Annotated in this window: 20 protein-coding genes; 10 read left to right on the top strand and 10 right to left on the bottom strand. The window is 55.0% G+C overall.

Annotation, left to right across the window (positions count from 1 at the left end):
- Positions 1–15: 15 nt before the first annotated feature.
- The 7 genes from leuB to AC0L8N_RS17440 form a co-directional block, all read right to left on the bottom strand.
- Positions 16–1,077 (bottom strand): 3-isopropylmalate dehydrogenase, encoded by a 1,062-nt coding sequence (leuB, locus tag AC0L8N_RS17410; protein WP_473670227.1) that lies wholly within the window; start codon positions 1,075–1,077, stop codon positions 16–18.
- Positions 1,065–1,649 (bottom strand): 3-isopropylmalate dehydratase small subunit, encoded by a 585-nt coding sequence (gene leuD, locus AC0L8N_RS17415; RefSeq protein ID WP_473669459.1) that lies wholly within the window; start codon positions 1,647–1,649, stop codon positions 1,065–1,067. The genes leuB and leuD overlap by 13 nt, the downstream gene beginning before the upstream one ends.
- A 16-nt stretch (positions 1,650–1,665) precedes the next feature.
- Complete coding sequence (leuC, locus tag AC0L8N_RS17420; RefSeq protein ID WP_473669461.1) at positions 1,666–3,072, bottom strand: 3-isopropylmalate dehydratase large subunit; 1,407 nt, start codon at positions 3,070–3,072, stop codon at positions 1,666–1,668.
- Positions 3,073–3,127: 55 nt separating this feature from the next.
- Positions 3,128–4,102: a branched-chain amino acid transaminase gene (locus AC0L8N_RS17425; protein WP_473669463.1), complete on the bottom strand. Its 975-nt coding sequence runs from the start codon at positions 4,100–4,102 to the stop codon at positions 3,128–3,130.
- An 83-nt stretch (positions 4,103–4,185) separates the two neighbouring features.
- The gene (locus AC0L8N_RS17430) at positions 4,186–5,754 is read right to left on the bottom strand and encodes a 2-isopropylmalate synthase (RefSeq protein WP_473669465.1); all 1,569 of its coding nucleotides are present in this window, start codon (positions 5,752–5,754) and stop codon (positions 4,186–4,188) included.
- A gap of 118 nt (positions 5,755–5,872) precedes the next feature.
- Positions 5,873–6,859 (bottom strand): ketol-acid reductoisomerase, encoded by a 987-nt coding sequence (gene ilvC, locus AC0L8N_RS17435; protein WP_473669467.1) that lies wholly within the window; start codon positions 6,857–6,859, stop codon positions 5,873–5,875.
- A 393-nt stretch (positions 6,860–7,252) separates the two neighbouring features.
- Positions 7,253–8,227: an NADPH:quinone oxidoreductase family protein gene (locus AC0L8N_RS17440; protein WP_473669469.1), complete on the bottom strand. Its 975-nt coding sequence runs from the start codon at positions 8,225–8,227 to the stop codon at positions 7,253–7,255.
- Between the two features lie 199 nt (positions 8,228–8,426).
- Here AC0L8N_RS17440 and AC0L8N_RS17445 point away from each other — a divergent pair, with 199 nt between their 5' ends.
- The 8 genes from AC0L8N_RS17445 (at position 8,427) to AC0L8N_RS17480 (ending at position 15,737) form a co-directional block, all read left to right on the top strand.
- Entirely contained in the window at positions 8,427–9,644 is a 1,218-nt protein-coding gene (locus AC0L8N_RS17445) for an acyl-CoA dehydrogenase family protein (RefSeq protein ID WP_473669471.1), read from the top strand.
- 414 nt (positions 9,645–10,058) lie between these two features.
- A complete protein-coding gene (locus AC0L8N_RS17450; RefSeq protein ID WP_473669473.1) occupies positions 10,059–10,823 on the top strand; it encodes a DUF3450 domain-containing protein in 765 nt (254 codons plus the stop codon).
- A gap of 1 nt (position 10,824) precedes the next feature.
- Positions 10,825–12,183: a MotA/TolQ/ExbB proton channel family protein gene (locus AC0L8N_RS17455; RefSeq protein WP_473669475.1), complete on the top strand. Its 1,359-nt coding sequence runs from the start codon at positions 10,825–10,827 to the stop codon at positions 12,181–12,183.
- Between the two features lie 17 nt (positions 12,184–12,200).
- Complete coding sequence (locus AC0L8N_RS17460; protein ID WP_473669477.1) at positions 12,201–12,728, top strand: MotA/TolQ/ExbB proton channel family protein; 528 nt, start codon at positions 12,201–12,203, stop codon at positions 12,726–12,728.
- Positions 12,729–12,742: 14 nt separating this feature from the next.
- The gene (locus AC0L8N_RS17465; protein WP_473669479.1) at positions 12,743–13,150 is read left to right on the top strand and encodes an ExbD/TolR family protein; all 408 of its coding nucleotides are present in this window, start codon (positions 12,743–12,745) and stop codon (positions 13,148–13,150) included.
- Between the two features lie 99 nt (positions 13,151–13,249).
- Entirely contained in the window at positions 13,250–13,855 is a 606-nt protein-coding gene (locus AC0L8N_RS17470) for an energy transducer TonB (RefSeq protein WP_473669481.1), read from the top strand.
- Positions 13,856–13,920: 65 nt separating this feature from the next.
- Positions 13,921–15,273, top strand: a complete 1,353-nt coding sequence (locus AC0L8N_RS17475; RefSeq protein WP_473669483.1) for a tetratricopeptide repeat protein — start codon at positions 13,921–13,923, stop codon at positions 15,271–15,273.
- 143 nt (positions 15,274–15,416) lie between these two features.
- Complete coding sequence (locus tag AC0L8N_RS17480) at positions 15,417–15,737, top strand: 2Fe-2S iron-sulfur cluster-binding protein (RefSeq protein WP_473669485.1); 321 nt, start codon at positions 15,417–15,419, stop codon at positions 15,735–15,737.
- A gap of 106 nt (positions 15,738–15,843) precedes the next feature.
- On the opposite strand, the gene AC0L8N_RS17485 is transcribed toward AC0L8N_RS17480, so the two are convergent.
- The gene (locus tag AC0L8N_RS17485) at positions 15,844–17,010 is read right to left on the bottom strand and encodes an acyl-CoA dehydrogenase family protein (RefSeq protein ID WP_473669487.1); all 1,167 of its coding nucleotides are present in this window, start codon (positions 17,008–17,010) and stop codon (positions 15,844–15,846) included.
- A 201-nt stretch (positions 17,011–17,211) separates the two neighbouring features.
- On the opposite strand from AC0L8N_RS17485, the gene AC0L8N_RS17490 reads away from it, so the two are divergent.
- Positions 17,212–17,694 carry a redoxin family protein gene (locus AC0L8N_RS17490; RefSeq protein ID WP_473669489.1) on the top strand — a complete coding sequence of 161 codons (483 nt, stop codon included), beginning with the start codon at positions 17,212–17,214 and terminating at the stop codon, positions 17,692–17,694.
- A 45-nt stretch (positions 17,695–17,739) separates the two neighbouring features.
- On the opposite strand, the gene AC0L8N_RS17495 is transcribed toward AC0L8N_RS17490, so the two are convergent.
- The gene (locus AC0L8N_RS17495) at positions 17,740–18,684 is read right to left on the bottom strand and encodes an electron transfer flavoprotein subunit alpha/FixB family protein (protein ID WP_473669491.1); all 945 of its coding nucleotides are present in this window, start codon (positions 18,682–18,684) and stop codon (positions 17,740–17,742) included.
- Complete coding sequence (locus tag AC0L8N_RS17500) at positions 18,684–19,433, bottom strand: electron transfer flavoprotein subunit beta/FixA family protein (RefSeq protein ID WP_473669493.1); 750 nt, start codon at positions 19,431–19,433, stop codon at positions 18,684–18,686. Before AC0L8N_RS17500 ends, AC0L8N_RS17495 begins: the two co-directional genes overlap by 1 nt.
- 126 nt (positions 19,434–19,559) lie before the next feature.
- Here AC0L8N_RS17500 and AC0L8N_RS17505 point away from each other — a divergent pair, with 126 nt between their 5' ends.
- Positions 19,560–20,408, top strand: coding sequence for a sulfurtransferase (locus AC0L8N_RS17505; RefSeq protein WP_473669495.1), 849 nt, complete (start codon positions 19,560–19,562; stop codon positions 20,406–20,408).
- The last annotated feature ends 43 nt before the right edge of the window (positions 20,409–20,451 follow it).

The following is a 20,451-nucleotide window of genomic DNA, read 5'->3' on the forward strand; positions in this document are numbered from 1 at the left end:
GTCTGCAGACTTGCTCTAGCTGAGTTGAGCGACGATCGCCGTAGTCATGGCTTGAGTCGATAGCACTTGATCACCATCGACAGCAATATCCGCAGTACGTTTGCCATCAGCGATTACCTGGCGTATGGCCGCTTCTACGGCATCAGCTTCGTCGTTCAGGTGCAGACTGTAGCGCAGTAATAATGCGACGCTGGCGATAGTGCCGCACGGGTTGGCAATTCCTTTTCCGGCAATGTCCGGCGCGGACCCGTGGATCGGTTCGTACAAACCGCATTCGGAGTCGCCGATGGACGCCGAGGGCAGCATGCCGAGGGAACCTGCCAGCATCGACACTTCGTCAGTAAGGATATCGCCGAACATGTTTTCGGTAACTACGATGTCGAAATCGGCTGGCCGGTTAATCAGGTGCATTGCAGCCGCGTCGACCAGCAAGTGTTCTACGTTCAGGTCAGTAAACTCTGTAGCGATGAGTTTTGTGGTTACGTCACGCCAGAGTCGCGAAGTCTCGAGCACGTTGGCTTTGTCCACCGAACACAATCTTCCAGACCGGTTGCGCGCAAGATTTGCAGCAACGCGAACGATACGCTCGATCTCGTGGCGTTCGTAGACGCACAAGTCGCTCGCTGAGGTCGCGTCGCGGGTCTTGGCGCCGAAGTAGATGCCCCCCGTCAACTCGCGTACCACGATCATGTCGACATTGCGCAGGCGTTCCGATTTGATCGGAGAGGCGCCTGCGAGTTGCGGCAGAATCTGCACAGGGCGCAGGTTGGCAAATACGCCCAGCTCGGCTCGGATAGCGAGCAAACCTTGCTCCGGCCGTACACTGGCATTCGGGTCCGACCACTTAGGACCACCAACCGCACCCAGCAGGACGGCGTTGCTTTCACGGCAACTGGCAACGGTGTCGGGCGGCAGCGGATTGCCTATGGCATCAATTGCCGCGCCGCCGATCAGTTGTTCTGAATAACTGAAGTTGTGGCTGTATTTTTGCGCTACCGCAGTGAGGACTTGCTGTCCTGCCGCGGCAACCTCGGGACCTATGCCGTCACCGGGCAAAACTGTAATCAGGGCGTCCAGGATCTGTTCTCCTCAAATGTGGTGATGTCGTCGCTGTGCTTCAGCAGGAAACCCAACTGGTCGACGCCTTCCAGCAGACAATACCGCGCAAAATCATCAATGGGGTACTCCACTCGCCGACCGTCAGGCAGCGTTAGTGTGGACGACTCCACATCTATGGAAACCTCGACGCCTGGATTATTCAGCAGCCAGTCCAGCACATCTTGCTCGACCAATACCGGCAACAAGCCATTCTTAAGTGAATTGCTGCGAAAAATGTCGGCGAATTCGCTACTGATGACCACGGTAATACCATAGTCGAGCAGTGCCCACGGTGCGTGTTCCCTTGAAGAGCCGCAACCGAAATTTCGATCGGCGACGAGAACCCGGCAACCTTCCGCATGTGGTTGGTTGAGCGCGAACTCCGGATTCATTTCACCGTTGGCCTGGTAACGCCAATCTGCAAACAGGTTTTTGCCGAGCCCATCTCGGGAGGTCGTGGTCAGAAAGCGGGCCGGGATGATTTGATCGGTATCTACGTCGGCAACAGGCAGTACCACGGTGCGGGAAGTAATTTGTCGAATAGGGTCCATGTCGGCTCCGTGGGTATTACAAGAACGGGCGTGGGTCTGCAACCCGACCGACGATTGCCGAGGCAGCGGCGGTCATGGGGCTGGCGAGCACGGTTCGGGCGCCTTTGCCCTGGCGTCCTTCAAAATTGCGGTTGCTCGTGCTCACGCTGAGGTGGCCTGCAGCGACCGTGTCGCCGTTCATACCGAGACACATTGAACAGCCAGACTCCCGCCATTCAGCGCCGGCAGCACGAAAAACCTCGTCGAGTCCAATGGCTTCGGCGTCGGCTTTGATTTGTTGCGAGCCCGGGACAACCAGCATGCGCACACCTTTCGCAACGTGGCGTCCCCGCAATACGTCAGCAGCTTGTTGCAAGTCGCTTAGCCGGGAATTGGTGCAGCTACCGACAAAGACTACATCGACGGCAGCTTCCGTCAGTGGCTTGCCTGCCGGAATTCGCATGTAGTCGAGCGCTTTGCGAAAACCAGCATCCGTACGGTTGGGCACCGGCTCGTTGATGCCAACAACCATGCCCGGGTTCGTGCCAAAGGTCACCATAGGCTGCAACTCCGATGCATCTATGGTCACAGTCTTGTCGTAGGTAGCATCGGTATCACTCGGCAACTGACGCCAGCGCGTCAGTGCGCGCTCCCAGTCGGCACCTTGCGGTGCACGTGACCGCCCGTGCAGAAACTCAAAGGTGGTGTCGTCTGGCGCAATCATCCCGGCGCGAGCGCCTGCTTCGATGGACATATTGCAGACCGTCATACGCTGGTCCATGTCCATTGCGCTGATGGTATTGCCACGGTATTCGATGACGTGACCTGTACCGCCATCAACGCCGATTTTGCCAATGATGGCCAGTATGACGTCTTTGGCCGTGACGCCGCGCGCTAACGTACCGCGGACATCAATTTGCAGGGTTTTGGCTTTGCGTTGCAGCAGGCACTGGGTCGCCATAACGTGCCCGACTTCAGTTGTTCCAATGCCGAAGGCCAGTGCGCCAAACGCGCCGTGCGTGCTGGTGTGGCTATCCCCACAGACGATCGTCTTGCCCGGTTGTGTAGCGCCGAGTTCGGGCCCGATGACGTGCACAATCCCGCGGTGCCGGGAACCGAAGCCGTGCAATTCGAGGCCAAACTCGCGGCAGTTGGTCTCCATCTGCGCAACCTGTTGCGCAGCCCCTTCCGCCACGACCGCGATGTCCTGAAGGCTGCCGACCGGCGTGGTCGGTGTGGAATGATCCATAGTGCCGAGCGTCAGATCAGGGCGCCGCAGTTTCAGACCTTGTGAGCGCAGCAAGGAAAAGGCCTGCGGTGTAGTAACTTCGTGGATCAGGTGCAGATCGATGTACAGGATCGCCGGCGTGTCGGCGGTTTCCGGGCGAACTATGTGTTCTGCCCAGACTTTTTCGAAGAGCGTTCGTGCGTTGTTGCTGCGCATGTTGGCGCTACCTGCGTATTTCGGGAGGGACAAGAAAGGCGGCTCGCCAAGTCGCTTATGGGGCGCTTGCTACCGCGAGAGATTCTTCATCAAGGCCGTCGAGCCAGCCGTACGTGTCTTTCGTCTCGCCGGAGAACAAACCAAAAAATGCGTCCTGCAACTGCCCGGTGATGGGACCACGTTTGCCAGCGCCGATCTGAATTCGGTCGACCGAGCGAATCGGAGTAATCTCCGCTGCGGTTCCGGTAAAAAACATTTCGTCGGCGAGATAAAGCGCTTCGCGGGGGATCGATTGTTCCCGGACGGTCAAGCCAAGATCGCTCGCAATTTTGATGATCGAATCACGGGTGATGCCAGTCAGGATAGAGGCGGCGGACGATGGCGTCATCAGGACTCCGTCGCGAATGACGAACAGGTTTTCACCAGCACCTTCACTGACCGTACCGTCGGTTGACAACGCAATGCCTTCCGCGAAGCCTAAACGTTTGGCTTCCGTGCTGATCAACTGACTGGACAAGTAGTTGCCACCGGATTTAGCCAATGCCGGAATCGTATTGGGAGCTACTCGCTGCCAGCTGGATATGCAAACGTCAACGCCTTTCTCAAGACCGTCTGCGCCGAGATAGGCTCCCCATTTCCATGCTCCGATGGCGACATCGACCTGGTGTTCTGCTTTCGGTGCAAGGCCAATTTCGCCGTAACCGCGAAACGCGATGGGGCGGATATATGCGCCGTCGGTAAGGCCATTGATGGCACAAACTTGCTTGCACGCGCTGGATAGTTCGTCGAGCGATTGGGGTATCGGCATACGATAAATTTTGGCCGAATCGTAAAGACGACGCATGTGGTCGTAAAGCCGAAAAATTTTGGGCCCATCGGGCGTGGCGTACAAGCGAATACCCTCGAATACCGAAGAGCCGTAGTGCAGGGCATGCGTCATGACATGAACGTTTGCTTTTTCCCAAGGCATCATCTGGCCGTTCATCCAGATATGTTTTGCGCCGTCAAAACTCATTGATCGCCTCCACAAGCGTCATTCAGGGGTGTTCAGGACGGCGTAGCTTAGCAACTGACGTATCCTTTCGCACTTACGAAATAAGGGTAGCAGCCGGTCTATATTGAAGCCCGGTTGATGTCGTTGTCTGTTGTCTCTTCGTCAAGGCCACGTTCGCGGCGGCGCAAGATTCTGTTGATCACCTCGAGGCAAGCACGCGTACCGGCCTCAACAATGTCCACGCTGGTTCCGTGACCACGCCAGGTCTTGCCGTTGTAGTCGACCATAACGGTTACTTCACCCTGAGCGTCGTCACCTGCTGTCGCGCTGTGCAGCTCGAATTTTCGCAGCACCAGCGCGATGCCCGTGGCCTGGCCTAGTGCTTTGAAGGCCGCTTCCATCGGCCCTTCCGCCGTAGCAGCTACGGTGCACTCAGCGCTTTCTTCGTTCAACAAGCTGACGCTTGCACGCGCGACCTGGTCGGTGCCGGACTGCACTTCCATCGATTTCAATGTCCAAGGACCGCTCGATGCGCTGTCAACATTCAGAATGATGGCCTCGATGTCGCCGTCGTACATGTCTTTCTTTCTATCCGCGAGCTTCTTGAATTCCTGGAAGGCCCGGTTCATTTCAAACTCGTCGAGGATGAATCCGAGGTTGCTGACACGTTCTCGGAACGCATGCCGTCCGCTGTGTTTGCCGAGCACCAGATTGGACTTGCTGATGCCGATATCTTCGGGCCGCATGATTTCGTACGTCGAAGCGTGCTGCATCATGCCGTGTTGGTGAATGCCAGCTTCATGTGCGAACGCGTTCTCACCGACGATGGCTTTGTTGCGGGGAATTTGCATGCCTGTAATGTTCGCGACCATCCGCGAAGTAGGGTAGAGCCGGGTTGTATCGATTCCGGTTTCAAGATCAAAGAAGTCACTGCGGGTCCGAACAGCCATGACCAGCTCTTCAAGCGAACAATTGCCAGCACGCTCGCCAATGCCGTTAATCGTGCATTCGACTTGCCGTGCACCAGCGGCGACAGCAGCCAGACTGTTGGCCACTGCCATGCCGAGATCGTTATGGCAGTGCACGCTCAAGGTGATCTCTTCAATGCGCGCAACGTGCTTCTTGAGGTAACGGAACAGCTTGTCAAATTCTGCCGGGACGGTGTAACCAACCGTATCCGGAATATTCACGGTGGTTGCACCGGCCTCGATTGCGGCCGAAACGACCTCCGCCAAATATGCCAACTCGGTTCGGGACGCGTCTTCCGGTGAGAACTCAACGTCATCGCACAATTCGCGCGCGTGTCGAATAGCCCCGACGGCGGTCTTAATGATTTCTTCTTTCGCCATCTTGAGCTTGTGCTCACGATGGATAGCGCTGGTCGCCACAAAAACATGAATACGGTGGTTGTCCGCACCTTTGACCGCGGCGTGCACTTTTTCAATGTCTTCAGGATTGCAGCGGGCAAGCCCACAAATAATCGGGCCGCGATTTTCATCAGCGATCGCTTTTACGGCTTCGAAATCGCCAGGAGACGCGGCGGGGAAACCAGCTTCAATGATATCCACACGAAGGTCAGAGAGCGCCTTTGAGAGCCGAAGCTTCTCGCGCAGCGTCATGCTGCAACCCGGTGCTTGTTCTCCGTCCCGTAGTGTCGTGTCGAATATCTTGATTCGCTGGTCGTTCATTGCCTGTCCCCGGTATTGTCTATCAGTACAGAATAAGTTGTCGCTGTTTGGTCCGGCCTGATTCTTGTTCGGCGCCAGTCAGTTCGACTGGCGCCGACATCGGTCAACGCAGGTTCTGTCAGTTTTCAAGCCAATCCATGCGACCACGAAGGTCTGCACCGACTTTCTCGATCTGGTGATCAAGGTCTGCATTCATCAGTCTGCGGTACTCCTTCTGGCCACCGGCAGTTTCCTTGATCCAGTTGCGTGCAAAAGTGCCGTCCTGAATATCAGTAAGGACGTCCTGCATACGCTCGCGCACGTGGGCATCAATAACGCGCGGACCGCTGATCAGGTCTCCCCAGGCAGCCGTTTCACTGATGAACTCGTGCATCTTTTTCATGCCACCTTCATGCAGCAAATCAACAATGAGTTTCAGTTCGTGCATGCACTCGTAATAGGCGACTTCGGGCTGGTAACCAGCTTTAACCAAGGTCTCAAAGCCGGCAACAACCAGTTCGGTTGCGCCGCCACAAAGAACGGCCTGTTCGCCAAACAGGTCCGTTTCCGTTTCTTCGGCGAAGGTGGTTTCGATGACGCCGGCCCGCGCGCCGCCGATCCCGTGGGAATAGGCCAATGCCAGTTTCAGTGCGTCGCCGGTAGCATCTTGTGCAACCGCGACGAGGCACGGTACGCCATGACCTTCTTCGTACTGACGGCGCACCAGCCCGCCTGGACCTTTTGGCGCAATCAGAACAACGTCTATATCGGCGCGGGGTTCGATTTGCTTGTAGTGAATATTGAAGCCATGAGCAAACAAAATTGCGGCGCCCTTGTCGATCTTGGATTCAAGGCTGCGATAGAGGTCGCCCTGAACCAGATCTGGCGTCAGAAATACGGTGATTGCTGCACCCTGCACGGCGTCCGCCGGTTCCATCACGGTGAGTCCGTCCGCTTCAGCACGTTTCCAGCTTGGGCCTCCGGGACGCAGACCAACCACGACGTCGAAGCCGCTGTCCTTAAGATTCAGAGCGTGCGCTCGGCCCTGGCTGCCGTAGCCAAGAATTGAAACGCGTTTGCCTTGCAGGCAGGTGATGTCGACGTCGGACTCCGAGTACATTTGCATTGCAGTATTTCCCCAATCTATGACTTTTTCTCAGTCGTTTGTTAGCTAAAAAAAACGGTGCGCCAAAAAAAACCCCACTATCCTGGCAAGGATGCGGGGTTTACCTCTGTTCGCTGCAACAACAGGTCTACCCGCAATGTCTCCCGCTAAGGAGGACACCAAGCAGCACCCACAGCTTAAGCGGTTCGGCGCGGCGCAGGCCCAATGCTGTTGTCACAGAAATACGCATAAGCGCGATAATGTTAGAAGCCTTCATTGATGTCAACCGCTGGCTCTCAGTTGCTCCAGATACTTCGATTTGCCGCTGTTACAGGCGGCATTTCGGGTGATTCGTACGGGATTGCGCAAGAGAGAGGGTGGGTCTTCGGCGGATGCTGGTCGTCGCACCGGTCGTTACAGTCGGACGATGACCTTGCCTGTGGCTTTACGCTCTGCAAGGTAGTTAAAAGCAGCGCTCGCTTCGGGGAGGCTGAAGACTCTTGAAATGTAAGGCCGCAGTTTGCCGGCCGCAAAATACTCCAGGAGTTCAGCGACGTTTTTCGCCTGTGCGGCCGGTTCGGACTCCGCAAAGCGGCCCCAAAAAACCCCGACGATCGAACTACCCTTTAATAAAGGCAGGTTTGCCGGGATTTTTTGTATCGACCCGGACGCAAAGCCAATCACCAGAATTCGGCCATTCCACGCAATGGATCGCAGGCATTGGTTGAAAAGCTCTCCACCAACAGGATCGTAAATGACGTCGACCCCTTTGCCCGCCGTAATTTCCTTTATCCGCTCCTGCAGAGACTCCCGATTGTAGTTGATGCAGTAGCTTGCTCCGTATTGCTGGGCAAGCTGTAGTTTTTCGTCGGTACTTGCGGCGGCAATTACAGTTGCGCCCGCAACTTTCCCCAGTTCAACGGCGGTAAGGCCAACACCGCCTGCAGCCCCTAATACGAGGAGTGTCTCGCCAGCCTGAATCTGCCCACGTTGTTTCAGCGCGTGCCAGGAGGTGCTGTATGTAAGGAGAAAGCCGGCAGCGATATCAAAACTCATCTCATCCGGTATCGGCACTACCCGCCCGGCGGCGACACAAACCTGTTCAGCCATAGCCCCGTGACCGCACAGCGCAAGAACTCGCTGGCCAATTTGCAGGCCGTTCACCCCGTCGCCTACCGCGTCTATGATTCCAGCGAGTTCAGCACCCGGCGTAAACGGCAGCTCGGGTTGTATCTGGTAGCGTCCAGCGATCATCAGAATATCCGGAAAATTGACGCCGCAGGCGCGCACTGCTATCCGCACTTCTCCGGGAGCGGGGTCCGGCGTCGGCAGCTCAGTGAGTTGCAGCATCTCGGGGGTACCGTGTTCCAGGCAGCTAATGGCGCGCATCGTCCTGTTCCTTAAGATGTGTTTCTTTGTGCAAGGGCGTGCCAATGCCCATTAGCCATAACACTACGCCAGGCCGATTGTGCGTTGCAACAACTGTGCGGTGGACCGAAGTGCGTGCTGATTCGGGATTGACCGACTGTGACAGTCGTAAGGTATGCTCCAGCGTCCGGCGTTTACGGCCTGCCTATCGATATCCACGATGAATTTTGACTATTCCCCGAGAGTGACTGCGTTACAGGCGCAATTGGCGGCATTCATGCGCGAGCATGTCTATCCGAATGAAGCGGTCTATGCCGAGTCGCTCGATGACGGCGATTCGCGTTGGCTCGTACCTTCAATAATGGAGGAGTTGAAGCGGCGTGCGCGCGATGCCGGCCTCTGGAATCTGTTCTTGCCTGACAGCGAATACGGTGCCGGCCTCAGCAATCTTGAATACGCGCCGTTAGCCGAAATTATGGGGCGCTCACCAATCGCGCCAGAGGTGTTCAATTGCGCGGCGCCGGATACTGGCAATATGGAAGTATTGGTGCGTTACGGGACAGATGCGCAGAAAAAAACGTGGCTGGAACCCTTGTTGCGCGGCGAAATTCGCTCTGCGTTCGCCATGACGGAACCGGATGTGGCGTCGTCTGACGCGACCAACATCCGCTCAACTATCGTCAAAGACGGCAGCGACTACATTATTAATGGTCGAAAGTGGTGGACATCCGGGGCGATGGACCCGCGCTGCCGATTACTCATATTTATGGGTAAAACCGATCCGAATGCAGATCGGCACAAGCAGCAATCGATGATCCTGGTGCCCCGAGATACGCCGGGCGTCAAAATTGTCAGGCCACTGACCGTGTACGGTTTCGACGATGCACCCCATGGCCACGCAGAAGTGCTGTTTGAAAACGTCAGAGTCCCTGCCGATAATCTGCTGCTTGGAGAAGGGCGTGGGTTCGAGATTGCGCAGGGGCGCCTCGGCCCAGGCCGGATTCATCACTGCATGCGCTCGATCGGTATGGCAGAGCGCGCGCTGGAGGCCATGTGCAGGCGCGCAGGTTCGCGCACTGCGTTCGGGCAGCCGCTGGACAAACAAGGCGTTGTTCGCGAGGCAATTGCCGATTCCAGAATGGAGATTGACCAGGCGCGGCTTCTGACTTTGAAAGCGGCGGACATGATGGACAAAGTCGGAAACAAGGTCGCCAGAGCGGAAATCGCGATGATAAAAGTGGTTGCACCGGCGATGGCGCTGCGCGTAATTGACCGGGCGATTCAAGTGCATGGCGCCGCCGGCGTAGGCAGCGATTTCGGTCTCGCGGCAGCCTGGGCCGGCGCTCGTACACTCAGACTTGCGGACGGGCCCGATGAGGTGCATCGTGCGACTCTTGCCAAGTTGGAGTTGGCACGCCAAACGGCGGCGCTGGTTTGAAACGGATGCCGTATATGGATTCGGAAAACTGGTTCCCTTGGTTACGAACACCTTATGTTGCTGATGGGCTGGCGATCTATCATTCATGTGGTATTCTTGGCGACCACAATGGGGGTGGGCGCAGTGATTCGGCGTTGAGGTAGGGATTGCCTCATATATAAATATAGAGAACCGAACGCAGGTCGTTCGGATTCAGAATTTGGAAGGTGGAATACCAAACTAGTGAAACGCCGCGACTTCAGGGGAGAGGGTCGTGAGTGAGGTGATAATGTCGTTGCACTAGGCATTGTCATAAGGGTGCAGGACATATACCCCCGCGCATCTCTTTCCCCATCGGTTCAATCAAATCATTAAATCAAAACTCGATCTTTTTAAGGAGTGTCCATGAAACGGTGCAAAAGTAGCAGTCGGCAGATGACAGCTGCATTAATTGCAGCAACCGTCATCGCAACATCCGGCAGCGTCTTCGCCCAATCCGTCGATGACGTGTTAAAGGCTGACCAGCGACGGTTAGAACTGGCTCAGGCTTCACAGGAGCGTATCAATGAGGTGGTGGAGGGCACTCGTTCTCTGACTGATCAATACCGCGCGATCAATAAGGAAATTGAGGGTCTTCAGGTTTACAACCGCCTGATGAGTGCTCAGGTTGAAGGGCAGCAGGCAACGCTGGCCGACATCGAGCTTTCAATGGATCAGGTTGATGTTATCAACCGCCAGATCTTCCCATTGATGACTCGCATGATTGACGGCCTTGAGCAGTCAATCGCGCTGGACATTCCGTTTCTTGAGGCAGAACGCACGAATCGCGTAGAAGCGCTCAAAGAAATCATGGAGCGTTCAGACGTTAGTGTTGCGGAGAAATTCCGCAAGGTGATGGAGGCCTATCAGATTGAGATGGACTACGGTTCCTCATCTGAGTGGTACAAAGAATCTCTCGACATCGACGGCGCATTGCGTGACTACAACATGCTGCGAGTTGGTCGGGTTGGTCTGTACTTCCAGTCAGACGATTCTCAAATCACCGGTCACTACAATCAGGAAACTCGTCAATACGAGATGGTCGATGATGAAAACAGAAGTGAAATTCGGAAAGGCCTACGTATGGCTCGCCAGCTGATCGCGCCTGAGTTGCTTCTGCTGCCGATACCGGCTGCAAAACCTGCTGGGGAGACTTCTTAAAATGAAACGCATAGCAACATTAGTCGTCGCTGGCCTGCTTGCCTTTGGTACAGCGCAGGCCCAAGAAGCGGCAGGTAGCATGAGCGAGCTGCTCAACTTGATTGAGCAGGGACAGGCAAGAGATTCTTCTGAAGCTCGCCAACGCGAGGCGGAGTTCGCCAGCAAGCGTGCCGAGCAACAGCAGATACTTAACCAGTCACGCGCTGAACGTACACGTCAGGAACAGGAGAGCCAGAGGCTCGAATCGCAGTTTGCTGCCAATCAGCAGCAAATTGGTGATGCGCGCTCAGCCCTTGACGAACGCCTCGGTGCATTGAAAGAGCTGTTTGGTGTATTGCAGACGGTTACCGGTGATGCGCAGGGACGATTCAAAACGTCTTTGACCAATATCCAGTACCCGGATCGCGGTGAATTCCTGACTGAACTGGGCAGCAAGATGGCTGGTGCCAGCTCGCTGGCGTCTATTGAAGACATCGAGCGCCTGTGGTTCGAACTGCAGCGCGAAATTGCCGAGTCAGGCAAGATCGTTCGTTTCAATCAGCAGTTTGCAACGGCAGACGGCGAACGCGTTAGCGAAGAAGTAGTGCGGGTCGGCGTATTCAATATCGTCTATGAAGATGGCTATTTGCAGTACGACCCTACGACTGAAAACGTAACGGAGCTGCAGCGTCAACCTGAACAAGCCCGATACACCAACTCAACGGGTGACATGCTCAACTCCACAGACGGTACGGTCCGATTTGGTCTTGACGTCACGCGCGGCAGCATTTTGTCGCTGCTCGTGGAATCGCCAACCGTGATGGAACGCGTTCATCAGGGCGGTATTGTGGGTTACTGCATTATCGGTCTCGGTATTGTTGGTCTCTTGATCGCATTTTGGCGCTGGATTGGCCTGTCAGTTGATGGCCGGAAAGTGGCTGCTCAGCTCAAGCGCGATTCCGCCAGCACGGACAACCCGCTTGGTCGTGTACTTGCGGCCTACGAGACGAACAGAAGTGCCGATACTGAAACCATCGAGTTGAAGCTCAGTGAAGCAGCGCTCAAGGAAATGCCAGGACTGACCAAAGGTCTGTTGTTCATCAAGGTGATTTCTGTTGTTGCACCGCTCATGGGACTGCTCGGTACGGTTACCGGTATGATCAAGACCTTCCAGGTGATCACACTTTACGGTGCAGGCGATCCGAAGATGATGGCTGGTGGTATTTCTCAGGCATTGATGACAACCGTACTCGGCCTGGTTGTAGCTATTCCGATGGTTCTCATCCATACCCTGGTAAGCGGCCAAAGTCGTAAGATCGTCAATATCATCCATTCACAGAGTGCCGGCATAGTTGCCCAGCATTCTGAGAAGAATGGCTAACGCCGAGGGGAGTGACGATGCATTGGTTGTATGACAATTTTGAGGCTATACGAGATTTTATGGATCTCGGCGGCCCTGTCTTACGCTGGATAGCAGTCACCATCTTCGTCATGTGGGTTTTGATAGTTGAACGAATCATGTTTTTCCGCAGCTCGATGAAAAATCTTGCTGCGGAAACTCTTGAAACCTGGGAGGCACGACCAGAACGCAGATCCTGGGGTGCGCATCAGATTCGCGAAGGCATGATTTCAAAATTCGAAATGGCGAGCACTCGCTCAATTCCGATGATTCAGACTTTGGTAGCGCTATGTCCGCTGCTGGGCCTGATGGGCACGGTTACCGGCATGATCAAAGTGTTTGAGGTCATGGCGGTATCCGGCTCCGGTAACGTGCGGGCGATGGCTGCCGGCGTATCGCAAGCGACAGTGCCGACAATGGCGGGAATGGTTGGAGCCCTTTCAGGGGTACTCCTGGTGACGCTACTTAGCCGCCGCGCGGCGCGTGAAGTCGAGTTCCTTCAGGACTCGCTCACGATGGATCATTAAGAAGGTAGACAGACATGCGAAGAGGAAACCAAGGAGCGGGCGCCGATGAGGACGAAGCGGCAATCGACCTTACGCCCATGCTGGACGTCGTTTTCATCATGCTCATCTTTTTCATCGTAACTGCTTCATTTATTAAGGAAGCGGGCATTGACGTAAACCGACCCGACGCGCCGACGGCGGAGAAGGTCCAGGATGCTAATATCCTGATTGCGATCAGTTCCAACGATGAAATATGGATCGACCGCCGATTAATTGACCCACGCGCAGTTCGGGCCAATATCGAGCGCCTGCATGCGGAGAATCCGAAAGGATCTGTCGTTATTCAGGCCGATAAAAAGTCGACCAACGAGATGCTGGTAGTAGTGATGGACGCTGCACGATCGGCGGGAGTGTTTAACGTATCAATCGCGGCTAATAATTAGCAACGAACTGACGGGGATATTCGGGGTCATAGTTACTTACGGGCTTCGGATATCCCAATCAGATTGTTGATGCGATTAGCGTTTCAGGAGAGTTAAATCATGGTAGGCCGATACGTTTTTGCGATCATAGTCGGATCCGTAGTCACACTGACTTTGTTGTTCGTCATGCACTTGCTCATCGAGAGCGGTCAGGATGCACTTAGTCAGGATCGGGAACGTCACATGCTTGAGTTCGTGCGTGTTAAACGTAACGAACAGGTTAATACGGAAGATATAACGCCGGAGAAACCACCCAAGCCACCCGAAGTACCGCCAGAGGTGCCACCGCAGGATATGGACAGTGTGGATCCAAACGCACCCACGGTTAATGTTCCGCCTCCGTCTGTTGCACAGAGTGTGGATATTGGCGGACCCGGCGGCATGAACATTGCCGAAGGTGATTACCTCCCGATCGTGCGAGTGGCGCCAGTTTATCCGTCGCGGGCATTGTCTCGCGGGATCGAAGGCTTTGTTGATTTGTCATTTACAGTAACGTCGGCAGGCACGGTAATTGATCCGGTTGTTATTCAGTCAACAAGCAGTCTGTTTGATCGTGCTGCTACGCGTGCGGTATTGAAGTTCAAATACAAGCCACGGGTAGTTGACGGTGAGCCGGTTGCTGTTCCCAACGTTAAAACAAGGATCACATTCAAGATCGAGCAATAAACGCGGATGGCGGGAGCTATACCTTCCACTCTCAAGTGCGGGACTCGATTAAGGATATATAGATTATGAAACTTGAAACGCGAATATTTCCCAGGCTGTGCCTGATATTGCTGGCTGGGGTTTTCTCAGCCAGTACAGTAGTTGCACAAGAGCGTGCAAATGCTGAGGAAGACGATACCAAGACCAAGCAGGCGCAGGCCGTCAGCAAGAAGGTCTACGATCGGATTCAAGTCGCTCAGGAGAAAGTTGACGCCAAGGAGTACAACGAGGCGCTTAAGATCCTCAATGACCTTCGAGCTGGCGACAAGTTGACTGAGTACGAGTTGCAGAACGTGCTTAACTACCTTGGCTTCGTTTACTACAACATGGACAACGTGAAGGATGCGATCCGGATTTACGAGGAAATGCTGCGAATTCCCAGTATCGAACCGCAAATCAAGAAGCAGACTTTGTACACGCTGGCTCAGCTGGCAACCATGGAAGAGGACTACGCTAAAGCGCTGAAGTTGCTGGATGAATGGTTTGTTTTGGAAACCAATCCGGCGCCGGAGCCATACATTCTTTATGCGCAAAACCTCTACCAGATGTCCAAGTACAAGGAAATGATTAAGCCGATAGAAACGGCGATGGAAGTTGCAAAGAAGCGAGAGAAAGAGGCCAAGGAAGATTGGTACGTTCTTTTGAACTTTGCTTATTTCCAGGAAGAGAACTACGCAAAGGTTAGGGATATCCAGAAGATCCTTCTGGTTAACTGGCCCAAGAAGCGTTACTGGTTCTCACTGGCCGGAGCCTATACGGAGTTGGGCGAAGATCAGAATTTGATCAGTGCCTACGATGCTGCGCACACTCAAGGTATGCTGGAAAAGGAATCTGAGTTTGTCACCATGGCACAGCTGTACATGCAGGCTGAGGTGCCGTACAAGGCAGCGAAACTGATTGACGAAAAGATGAAAGAAGGCACCGTCGCCAAGAATGCGAAGAATTATCGTTTGTTGTCGCAGGCATGGCAGTTGGCAATGGAAGACGAAGAAGCTATTCCTGCATTGCAGGCGGCTGCAAATCTTGAAGACGATGGCGAGCTGTTTGTACGGCTTGGCAATGCACATCTGAACCTTGGCGAATACGACAAGTGTGAAGAAGCGGTTCGTGCGGGCATATCGAAGGGTGGCTTGAAGAGCCCGGACAATGCGCAAATTTCGTTGGGTATGTGCCTTTACAACCTGAAGAAATACCAGCCTGCAATCGCCGCGTTCCGCGAGGCTGGAAAATCCAGTCGTTCAGAGCGTATCGCTCGACAATGGGTTAGCGTTATCGAGAGTGATATCGAGAGAAATGAGCAGATCAGTCTGGCCGAAGCGGCTGCCCGCAAGCGGTCAGAACAACTCAAGAAGCGCCGCGAACAGGCTGAACGCATCTAACTGTCAGTCATAGTAGCTAGTTGAAGGAGCCCGGTTTGTGCCGGGCTTTTTCATTTGTGCGATTTGTAAATGGTGTGTTGCCGTTGACCTTGGGTTGCAAGCCCTCATAGAATACCGCCCGTTTTTACCCGGAACCCGCGCTAATGCCAAAAATCATCTATATCACGCCAGATGGCGAACGCCACGAAGTTGAAGTCGAAAACGGTTACACCGTAATGGAAGGCGCCATCAACAATAACATCGACGGAATCGTCGCTGAATGTGGCGGCGCGTGTGCTTGCGCGACCTGCCATAGCTATGTCGATGAAGCCTGGATTGCAAAGATGCCGGAAATGGATGACATGGAAGACAGTATGTTAGACGCAGCCTACGAGCGGAAGGACAATAGCCGCCTAACCTGCCAAATCGAAGTGAACGACTCACTTGATGGCTTGGTTATTCACGTCGCTGATAACGAAGGCTAGAAAGCGTATAGCAATTGCCTTCGCAGAATGAATCGTCAATGGCGCCGCTAAGTGGCGAAAGATGCTGCGGTCAGCACTATAGAATGTTCGGTGTGATGTCAGGGAACTAGCGCAATCCGGTTTCAGTTCTACCGATTACCATGCGTTGAATTTCACTCGTGCCTTCGTAAATCTCGGTAATCTTGGCATCCCGGAAGTACCGTTCGAGCGGTAGTTCTTTGCTGTAGCCCATGCCCCCGTGAATTTGCAAGGCTTCGTTAGTGACGAACATTGCTGTCTCGGACGCGAACAGTTTTGCGATGCTTCCATTCAGTGTGTTTTTTGCGCCGGTCCGTTTCGATTCCATCTTGGACCAGGCAGCGCGATAGACCAGCAGGCGCGCGGCATCAATTCTCACTTTCATATCCGCGATCTTGTTCTGGATGGTCTGAAAGGAGCCGATAGGCGAACCAAACGCGTGCCGTTCCCGCGAGTAGACCAGTGCCGCGTCGTAAGCTGCCTGAGCGATTCCGAGCGCTTGGGCGGCGATGCCGATTCTGCCCGAGTCCAAAACAGTCATGGCGATTCGAAAGCCTTCACCCTCGGCGCCTAAGCGTTGTTCAACCGGGCACTCATAATCAGTTAACTCTATTTCGCAGGTGGCCGATGCGCGTATGCCTAGTTTCGGTTCGGTCTTGCCGCGATGAAATCCGTCTTTGCTGGTGTCAATAATGAACGCACTGATTCCTTTGGATCCGGTTGCGTCTGGATCGGTCTTGGCGAACAGGACAATGTATCTGGCCACAGGCCCGGAGGTTATCCAGGACTTTTTTGCGTTTATGACGTAGTGACTACCGTCGCTACTAAGTAATGCCCTTGAACGCATGGCGGCGGCGTCCGAACCGGATTGCGGTTCGGTAAGTGCATACGCGCCATTTACCTGGCCGCTGGCTACGGGCGTAAGGTACTTGGTCTTTTGTTCCTCGGACCCGAAGTTTAGTAACGGTACGCCGTACAGCGTATTGTTCACTGAGACGATAACGCCGTGTGCGGCGCAAGCGGCTGAAATTTCTTCGATGACTAGCGTGAAACTCAAACTATCGAGTCCAGCGCCACCGTACGCTTCCGGGATTTCAACACCCATAAAGCCCAATTCGCCAGCCTGTTGTATCGTCTTGACCGGGAACTCACCACTGGCGTCAAACTGCGCGGCGACAGGCGCTATTTCATTCTGCGCGAACTCTCTGGCCGCGGATTGAATCATCTGCTGTTCGTCATTGAGCTCAAAATTCATCGTGGTCCTCCTGCGGAGCCGAAATTATACGGCTCGAATGAATGACGGTCACCCGAATGTGGACGCCGTGTTACCAGAGCTCGGATTATTGAGCATGACGACACTGGGAAATCAGCATACCATTGCCAGCGTAGTCCGCCGGTGCCGGTATAGATCACCGTTGCGGCGTTAATTTCACTCAACCGGCGAGGAGAAGAATGAATGACAATTAAAGTGGGCGACAAGATGCCGTCAGGCACATTCGGCGTAATGACGGATGCGGGCCCAGGTGCTGTGTCCAGCGAAGACTTGTTTGCGGGCAAGAAAGTGGTTCTGGTATCAGTACCCGGGGCGTTTACGCCTACTTGCTCCATGAACCACTTACCGGGTTTCGTTGATCAGGCGGATGAGTTGATGTCCAAAGGCATCGATACGATTGCCTGTATGGCCGTGAACGACGTTTTCGTCATGGACGCGTGGGGCAAGGATCGTGGTGTCGGCAGCAAAGTTATGATGCTTGCGGATGGCAACGGCGAGTACGCGAAAGCGTTGGGGCTCGAGCTGGATGCCAGCGGTTTCGGAATGGGTACGCGCGGTCAGCGTTTCGCCATTGTAGTCGACGATGGCGTTGCTTCGCACGTCGCGGTTGAGCAGGCAGGTAAGTTTGAAGTCAGCAAGGCCGAAGCGATATTGGCACAGCTGTAACCATGCCAACGGCATTGCGGCTCATTGCCGCAATGCCGTTGTTGTTCAGGATTGCAGTGCTTGCTGCAATTCCGGAATGACGGTAAACAAATCGCCTACCAGGCCGATATCTGCAACATCGAAGATCGGCGCATCGGCGTCCTTGTTAATAGCCACGATGGTTCCGGCATCCTTGATGCCAGTCAGGTGCTGAATGGCGCCGGAGATGCCAATGGCGAAGTACAAATCCGGGGCGATTATCTTGCCTGTCTGACCAACTTGCATCTCGTTCGGAACATAGCCTGCGTCAACGGCTGCACGCGATGCACCAACCGCTGCACCGATGGAGTCGGCAAAGTGGTAGATGATCTCGAACTTCTCCGCACTACCAAGTGCCCGCCCACCAGAAACAACCTTGGCCGCGGTTTGCAGATCGGGCCTGTCGGATGATCCCGCTTTCAACTCTACGAACCGCGTATGTTGCGGTAGTTCGGCAGAGATATTGGTAGTCTCGACTGCAGCTTCGCCGGTCAGTGCTGCCGCGCTGTATGACGCTGTTCGCACCGTGGCAACGACAGTGCTCTCGCTGGAGGCTTCAACCGTTGTAATTACATTGCCTGCGTAGACCGGTCGTTTGAAGCTATAGGCGCCAAGTACTTCCATGATGTCACTGATCTGGTTGACGCCGAGCAGGGCGGCGACGCGCGGCATCAAGTCTTTGCCGAAAGTTGTTGATGGTCCGAATACATGGCTGTAATTGTCAGCGATAGCGACGATCTGCGGCGCTAACACCGCGGCCAGTGATTGTGCGTTGGTCGGATTGTCAATCGCAATGATCTTGCTGACTCCGCTGATCTTCGCGGCTTCAGCCGCGATGATTGCACTGTCGGCGGCCAACACTGCGATGTCGATTTCCGAACCATCGATGGCTGCTGCGCAGGAAACGCATTTAGCCGTGCTGGTGTTCAGGCTCTGGCCGTCGTGTTCGGCAATGATAAGTACTTTGCTCATTACAGCAATCCTTTGTCTTTCAGTGCGGATACCAGTTCAGACACATCGCTGACCATGACACCTTTTTGTCGTTCCTGCGGAGGTTCAAATGCCGTGGTCTTGATACTGTGGTCGGGGCTGATGCTCAGCTCGGTTACATCGATTTCCTGCAACGGCTTTTTCTTGGCTTTCATGATGTCCGGCAGCTTCACGTAACGAGGCTCATTCAGACGCAGGTCGGTAGTGACAACCGCCGGTAAATCGACTTCGATAGTTTCGAGGCCAACATCCACCTCGCGAGTGACTTGTAAGCGGTCATCCAAGACTTTGACTTCAGATGCAAACGTCGCCTGCGGCCGGTTCCACAATGCAGCCAGCATCTGGCCGGTTTGATTATTGTCATTGTCGATGGCCTGCTTGCCGAGCAAGACGAGGTCGGGTGTTTCGCGTTCGACGATAGAAAGCAATACTTTCGCGGCACTCAGGGAATCGAGCTCTGTATCACACTTAACGAGAATTGCCCGATCTGCGCCCATCGCGAGACCGGTTCGCAACTGCTGTTGCGCTTCGGCAGGACCCATGGATACGACGATAACTTCGCTGGCGTCACCGCGTTCCCGAATACGCAACGCTTCTTCCAGGGCAATTTCGTCGAACGGGTTGATGCTCATTTTAACCCCGTCGGTGTCTACGCCACTGCCGTCTGAGCGGACGCGAACCCGGACGTTGTAGTCAACAACCCGCTTCAGGCCTACCAGTATCCTTTCCACGCAATAAATCTCCCAAAAGTCGAAACTGTATTGCCGCGCAACCGGACGGTTACCCGAACCGGCACATTGTCCCCGACCGCCATCGGGTGTACAAGGCGGAATCAAAGCAAATACAGGGACAGAAAAATGCATGCGTATGGTGGTCTTGTTTCGGTCGACGAGCTACGTCGACACCTCGGCGAGCCGAACTGGAGGATTGTCGATTGCCGGTTTGAGCTGATGAACCCGGAAAAGGGTCGGGCGGATTTTGACGCTGGGCACATTCCCGGCGCCGTATACGCTCATTTGGATGACGACCTCGCCGCGGCAGTAAGCGCGGAAACAGGTCGGCATCCGTTGCCAGACGTGCGCGCGTTCGAGGCGACTATGCGCCGTTTCGGCATATCACCAGGTATGCAGGTCGTCGCGTACGACGCTGCCGGTGGCGGCCAGGCAGCCCGGTTGTGGTGGATGCTCCGCTGGCTCGGGCATCCGACGGTGGCGGTGCTGGACGGTGGAATGGCGGCGTGGCGCGCGCAGACCCTCGATGTCGAACAGGCTGCCCAGACGCCGCCTCAGGGAACGTTTGTGGCCAATCCCCGGCCTGAGTGGGTCATTGATACTGACGAGCTCTCCGAGCGTTTGGGAGGCGATACGGCGCCATTGCTGGTCGATGCCCGGGAGCCTGACCGTTTTGAGGGGCAGGTCGAGCCGATCGACAGCCGTGCTGGGCACGTGCCGGGCGCTGTCAATTACCCGTTTGCGCAAAACCTGCGGCCTGATGGCCACTGGCGGACCCCTGACGAGTTGGCGGAGCAATGGACTGCCCTGTTTTCAGGCAAAGCGCCCTCGGAATGGGCAGTAATGTGCGGTTCCGGTGTTACGGCTTGCCATCTGGCGCTATCGGCACACCTCGCGGGTCTGCCTGCGCCGCGCCTCTATCCAGGCTCCTGGAGCGAGTGGATCAGAGACCCGGCGCGGCCTGTGGCGCCGTGAGCAAGAAGTGTCAGCCCATGGGGCGTGTCAGCGGGCGGCGCTG

The sequence above is a fragment of the Woeseia sp. D3-10 genome (assembly GCF_055809415.1).

What these genes read in the sequence shown, in the direction of transcription:
- leuD (WP_473669459.1), bottom strand. Translation starts at nt 1,649, where the DNA reads ATGGACCCTATTCGACAAATTACTTCCCGCACCGTGGTACTGCCTGTT.
- leuC (WP_473669461.1), bottom strand. Translation starts at nt 3,072, where the DNA reads ATGCGCAGCAACAACGCACGAACGCTCTTCGAAAAAGTCTGGGCAGAA.
- AC0L8N_RS17430 (WP_473669465.1), bottom strand. Translation starts at nt 5,754, where the DNA reads ATGAACGACCAGCGAATCAAGATATTCGACACGACACTACGGGACGGA.
- ilvC (WP_473669467.1), bottom strand. Translation starts at nt 6,859, where the DNA reads ATGCAAATGTACTCGGAGTCCGACGTCGACATCACCTGCCTGCAAGGC.
- AC0L8N_RS17440 (WP_473669469.1), bottom strand. Translation starts at nt 8,227, where the DNA reads ATGCGCGCCATTAGCTGCCTGGAACACGGTACCCCCGAGATGCTGCAA.
- AC0L8N_RS17445 (WP_473669471.1), top strand. Translation starts at nt 8,427, where the DNA reads ATGAATTTTGACTATTCCCCGAGAGTGACTGCGTTACAGGCGCAATTG.
- AC0L8N_RS17450 (WP_473669473.1), top strand. Translation starts at nt 10,059, where the DNA reads ATGACAGCTGCATTAATTGCAGCAACCGTCATCGCAACATCCGGCAGC.
- AC0L8N_RS17455 (WP_473669475.1), top strand. Translation starts at nt 10,825, where the DNA reads ATGAAACGCATAGCAACATTAGTCGTCGCTGGCCTGCTTGCCTTTGGT.
- AC0L8N_RS17460 (WP_473669477.1), top strand. Translation starts at nt 12,201, where the DNA reads ATGCATTGGTTGTATGACAATTTTGAGGCTATACGAGATTTTATGGAT.
- AC0L8N_RS17465 (WP_473669479.1), top strand. Translation starts at nt 12,743, where the DNA reads ATGCGAAGAGGAAACCAAGGAGCGGGCGCCGATGAGGACGAAGCGGCA.
- AC0L8N_RS17470 (WP_473669481.1), top strand. Translation starts at nt 13,250, where the DNA reads ATGGTAGGCCGATACGTTTTTGCGATCATAGTCGGATCCGTAGTCACA.
- AC0L8N_RS17475 (WP_473669483.1), top strand. Translation starts at nt 13,921, where the DNA reads ATGAAACTTGAAACGCGAATATTTCCCAGGCTGTGCCTGATATTGCTG.
- AC0L8N_RS17480 (WP_473669485.1), top strand. Translation starts at nt 15,417, where the DNA reads ATGCCAAAAATCATCTATATCACGCCAGATGGCGAACGCCACGAAGTT.
- AC0L8N_RS17485 (WP_473669487.1), bottom strand. Translation starts at nt 17,010, where the DNA reads ATGAATTTTGAGCTCAATGACGAACAGCAGATGATTCAATCCGCGGCC.
- AC0L8N_RS17490 (WP_473669489.1), top strand. Translation starts at nt 17,212, where the DNA reads ATGACAATTAAAGTGGGCGACAAGATGCCGTCAGGCACATTCGGCGTA.
- AC0L8N_RS17495 (WP_473669491.1), bottom strand. Translation starts at nt 18,684, where the DNA reads ATGAGCAAAGTACTTATCATTGCCGAACACGACGGCCAGAGCCTGAAC.
- AC0L8N_RS17505 (WP_473669495.1), top strand. Translation starts at nt 19,560, where the DNA reads ATGCATGCGTATGGTGGTCTTGTTTCGGTCGACGAGCTACGTCGACAC.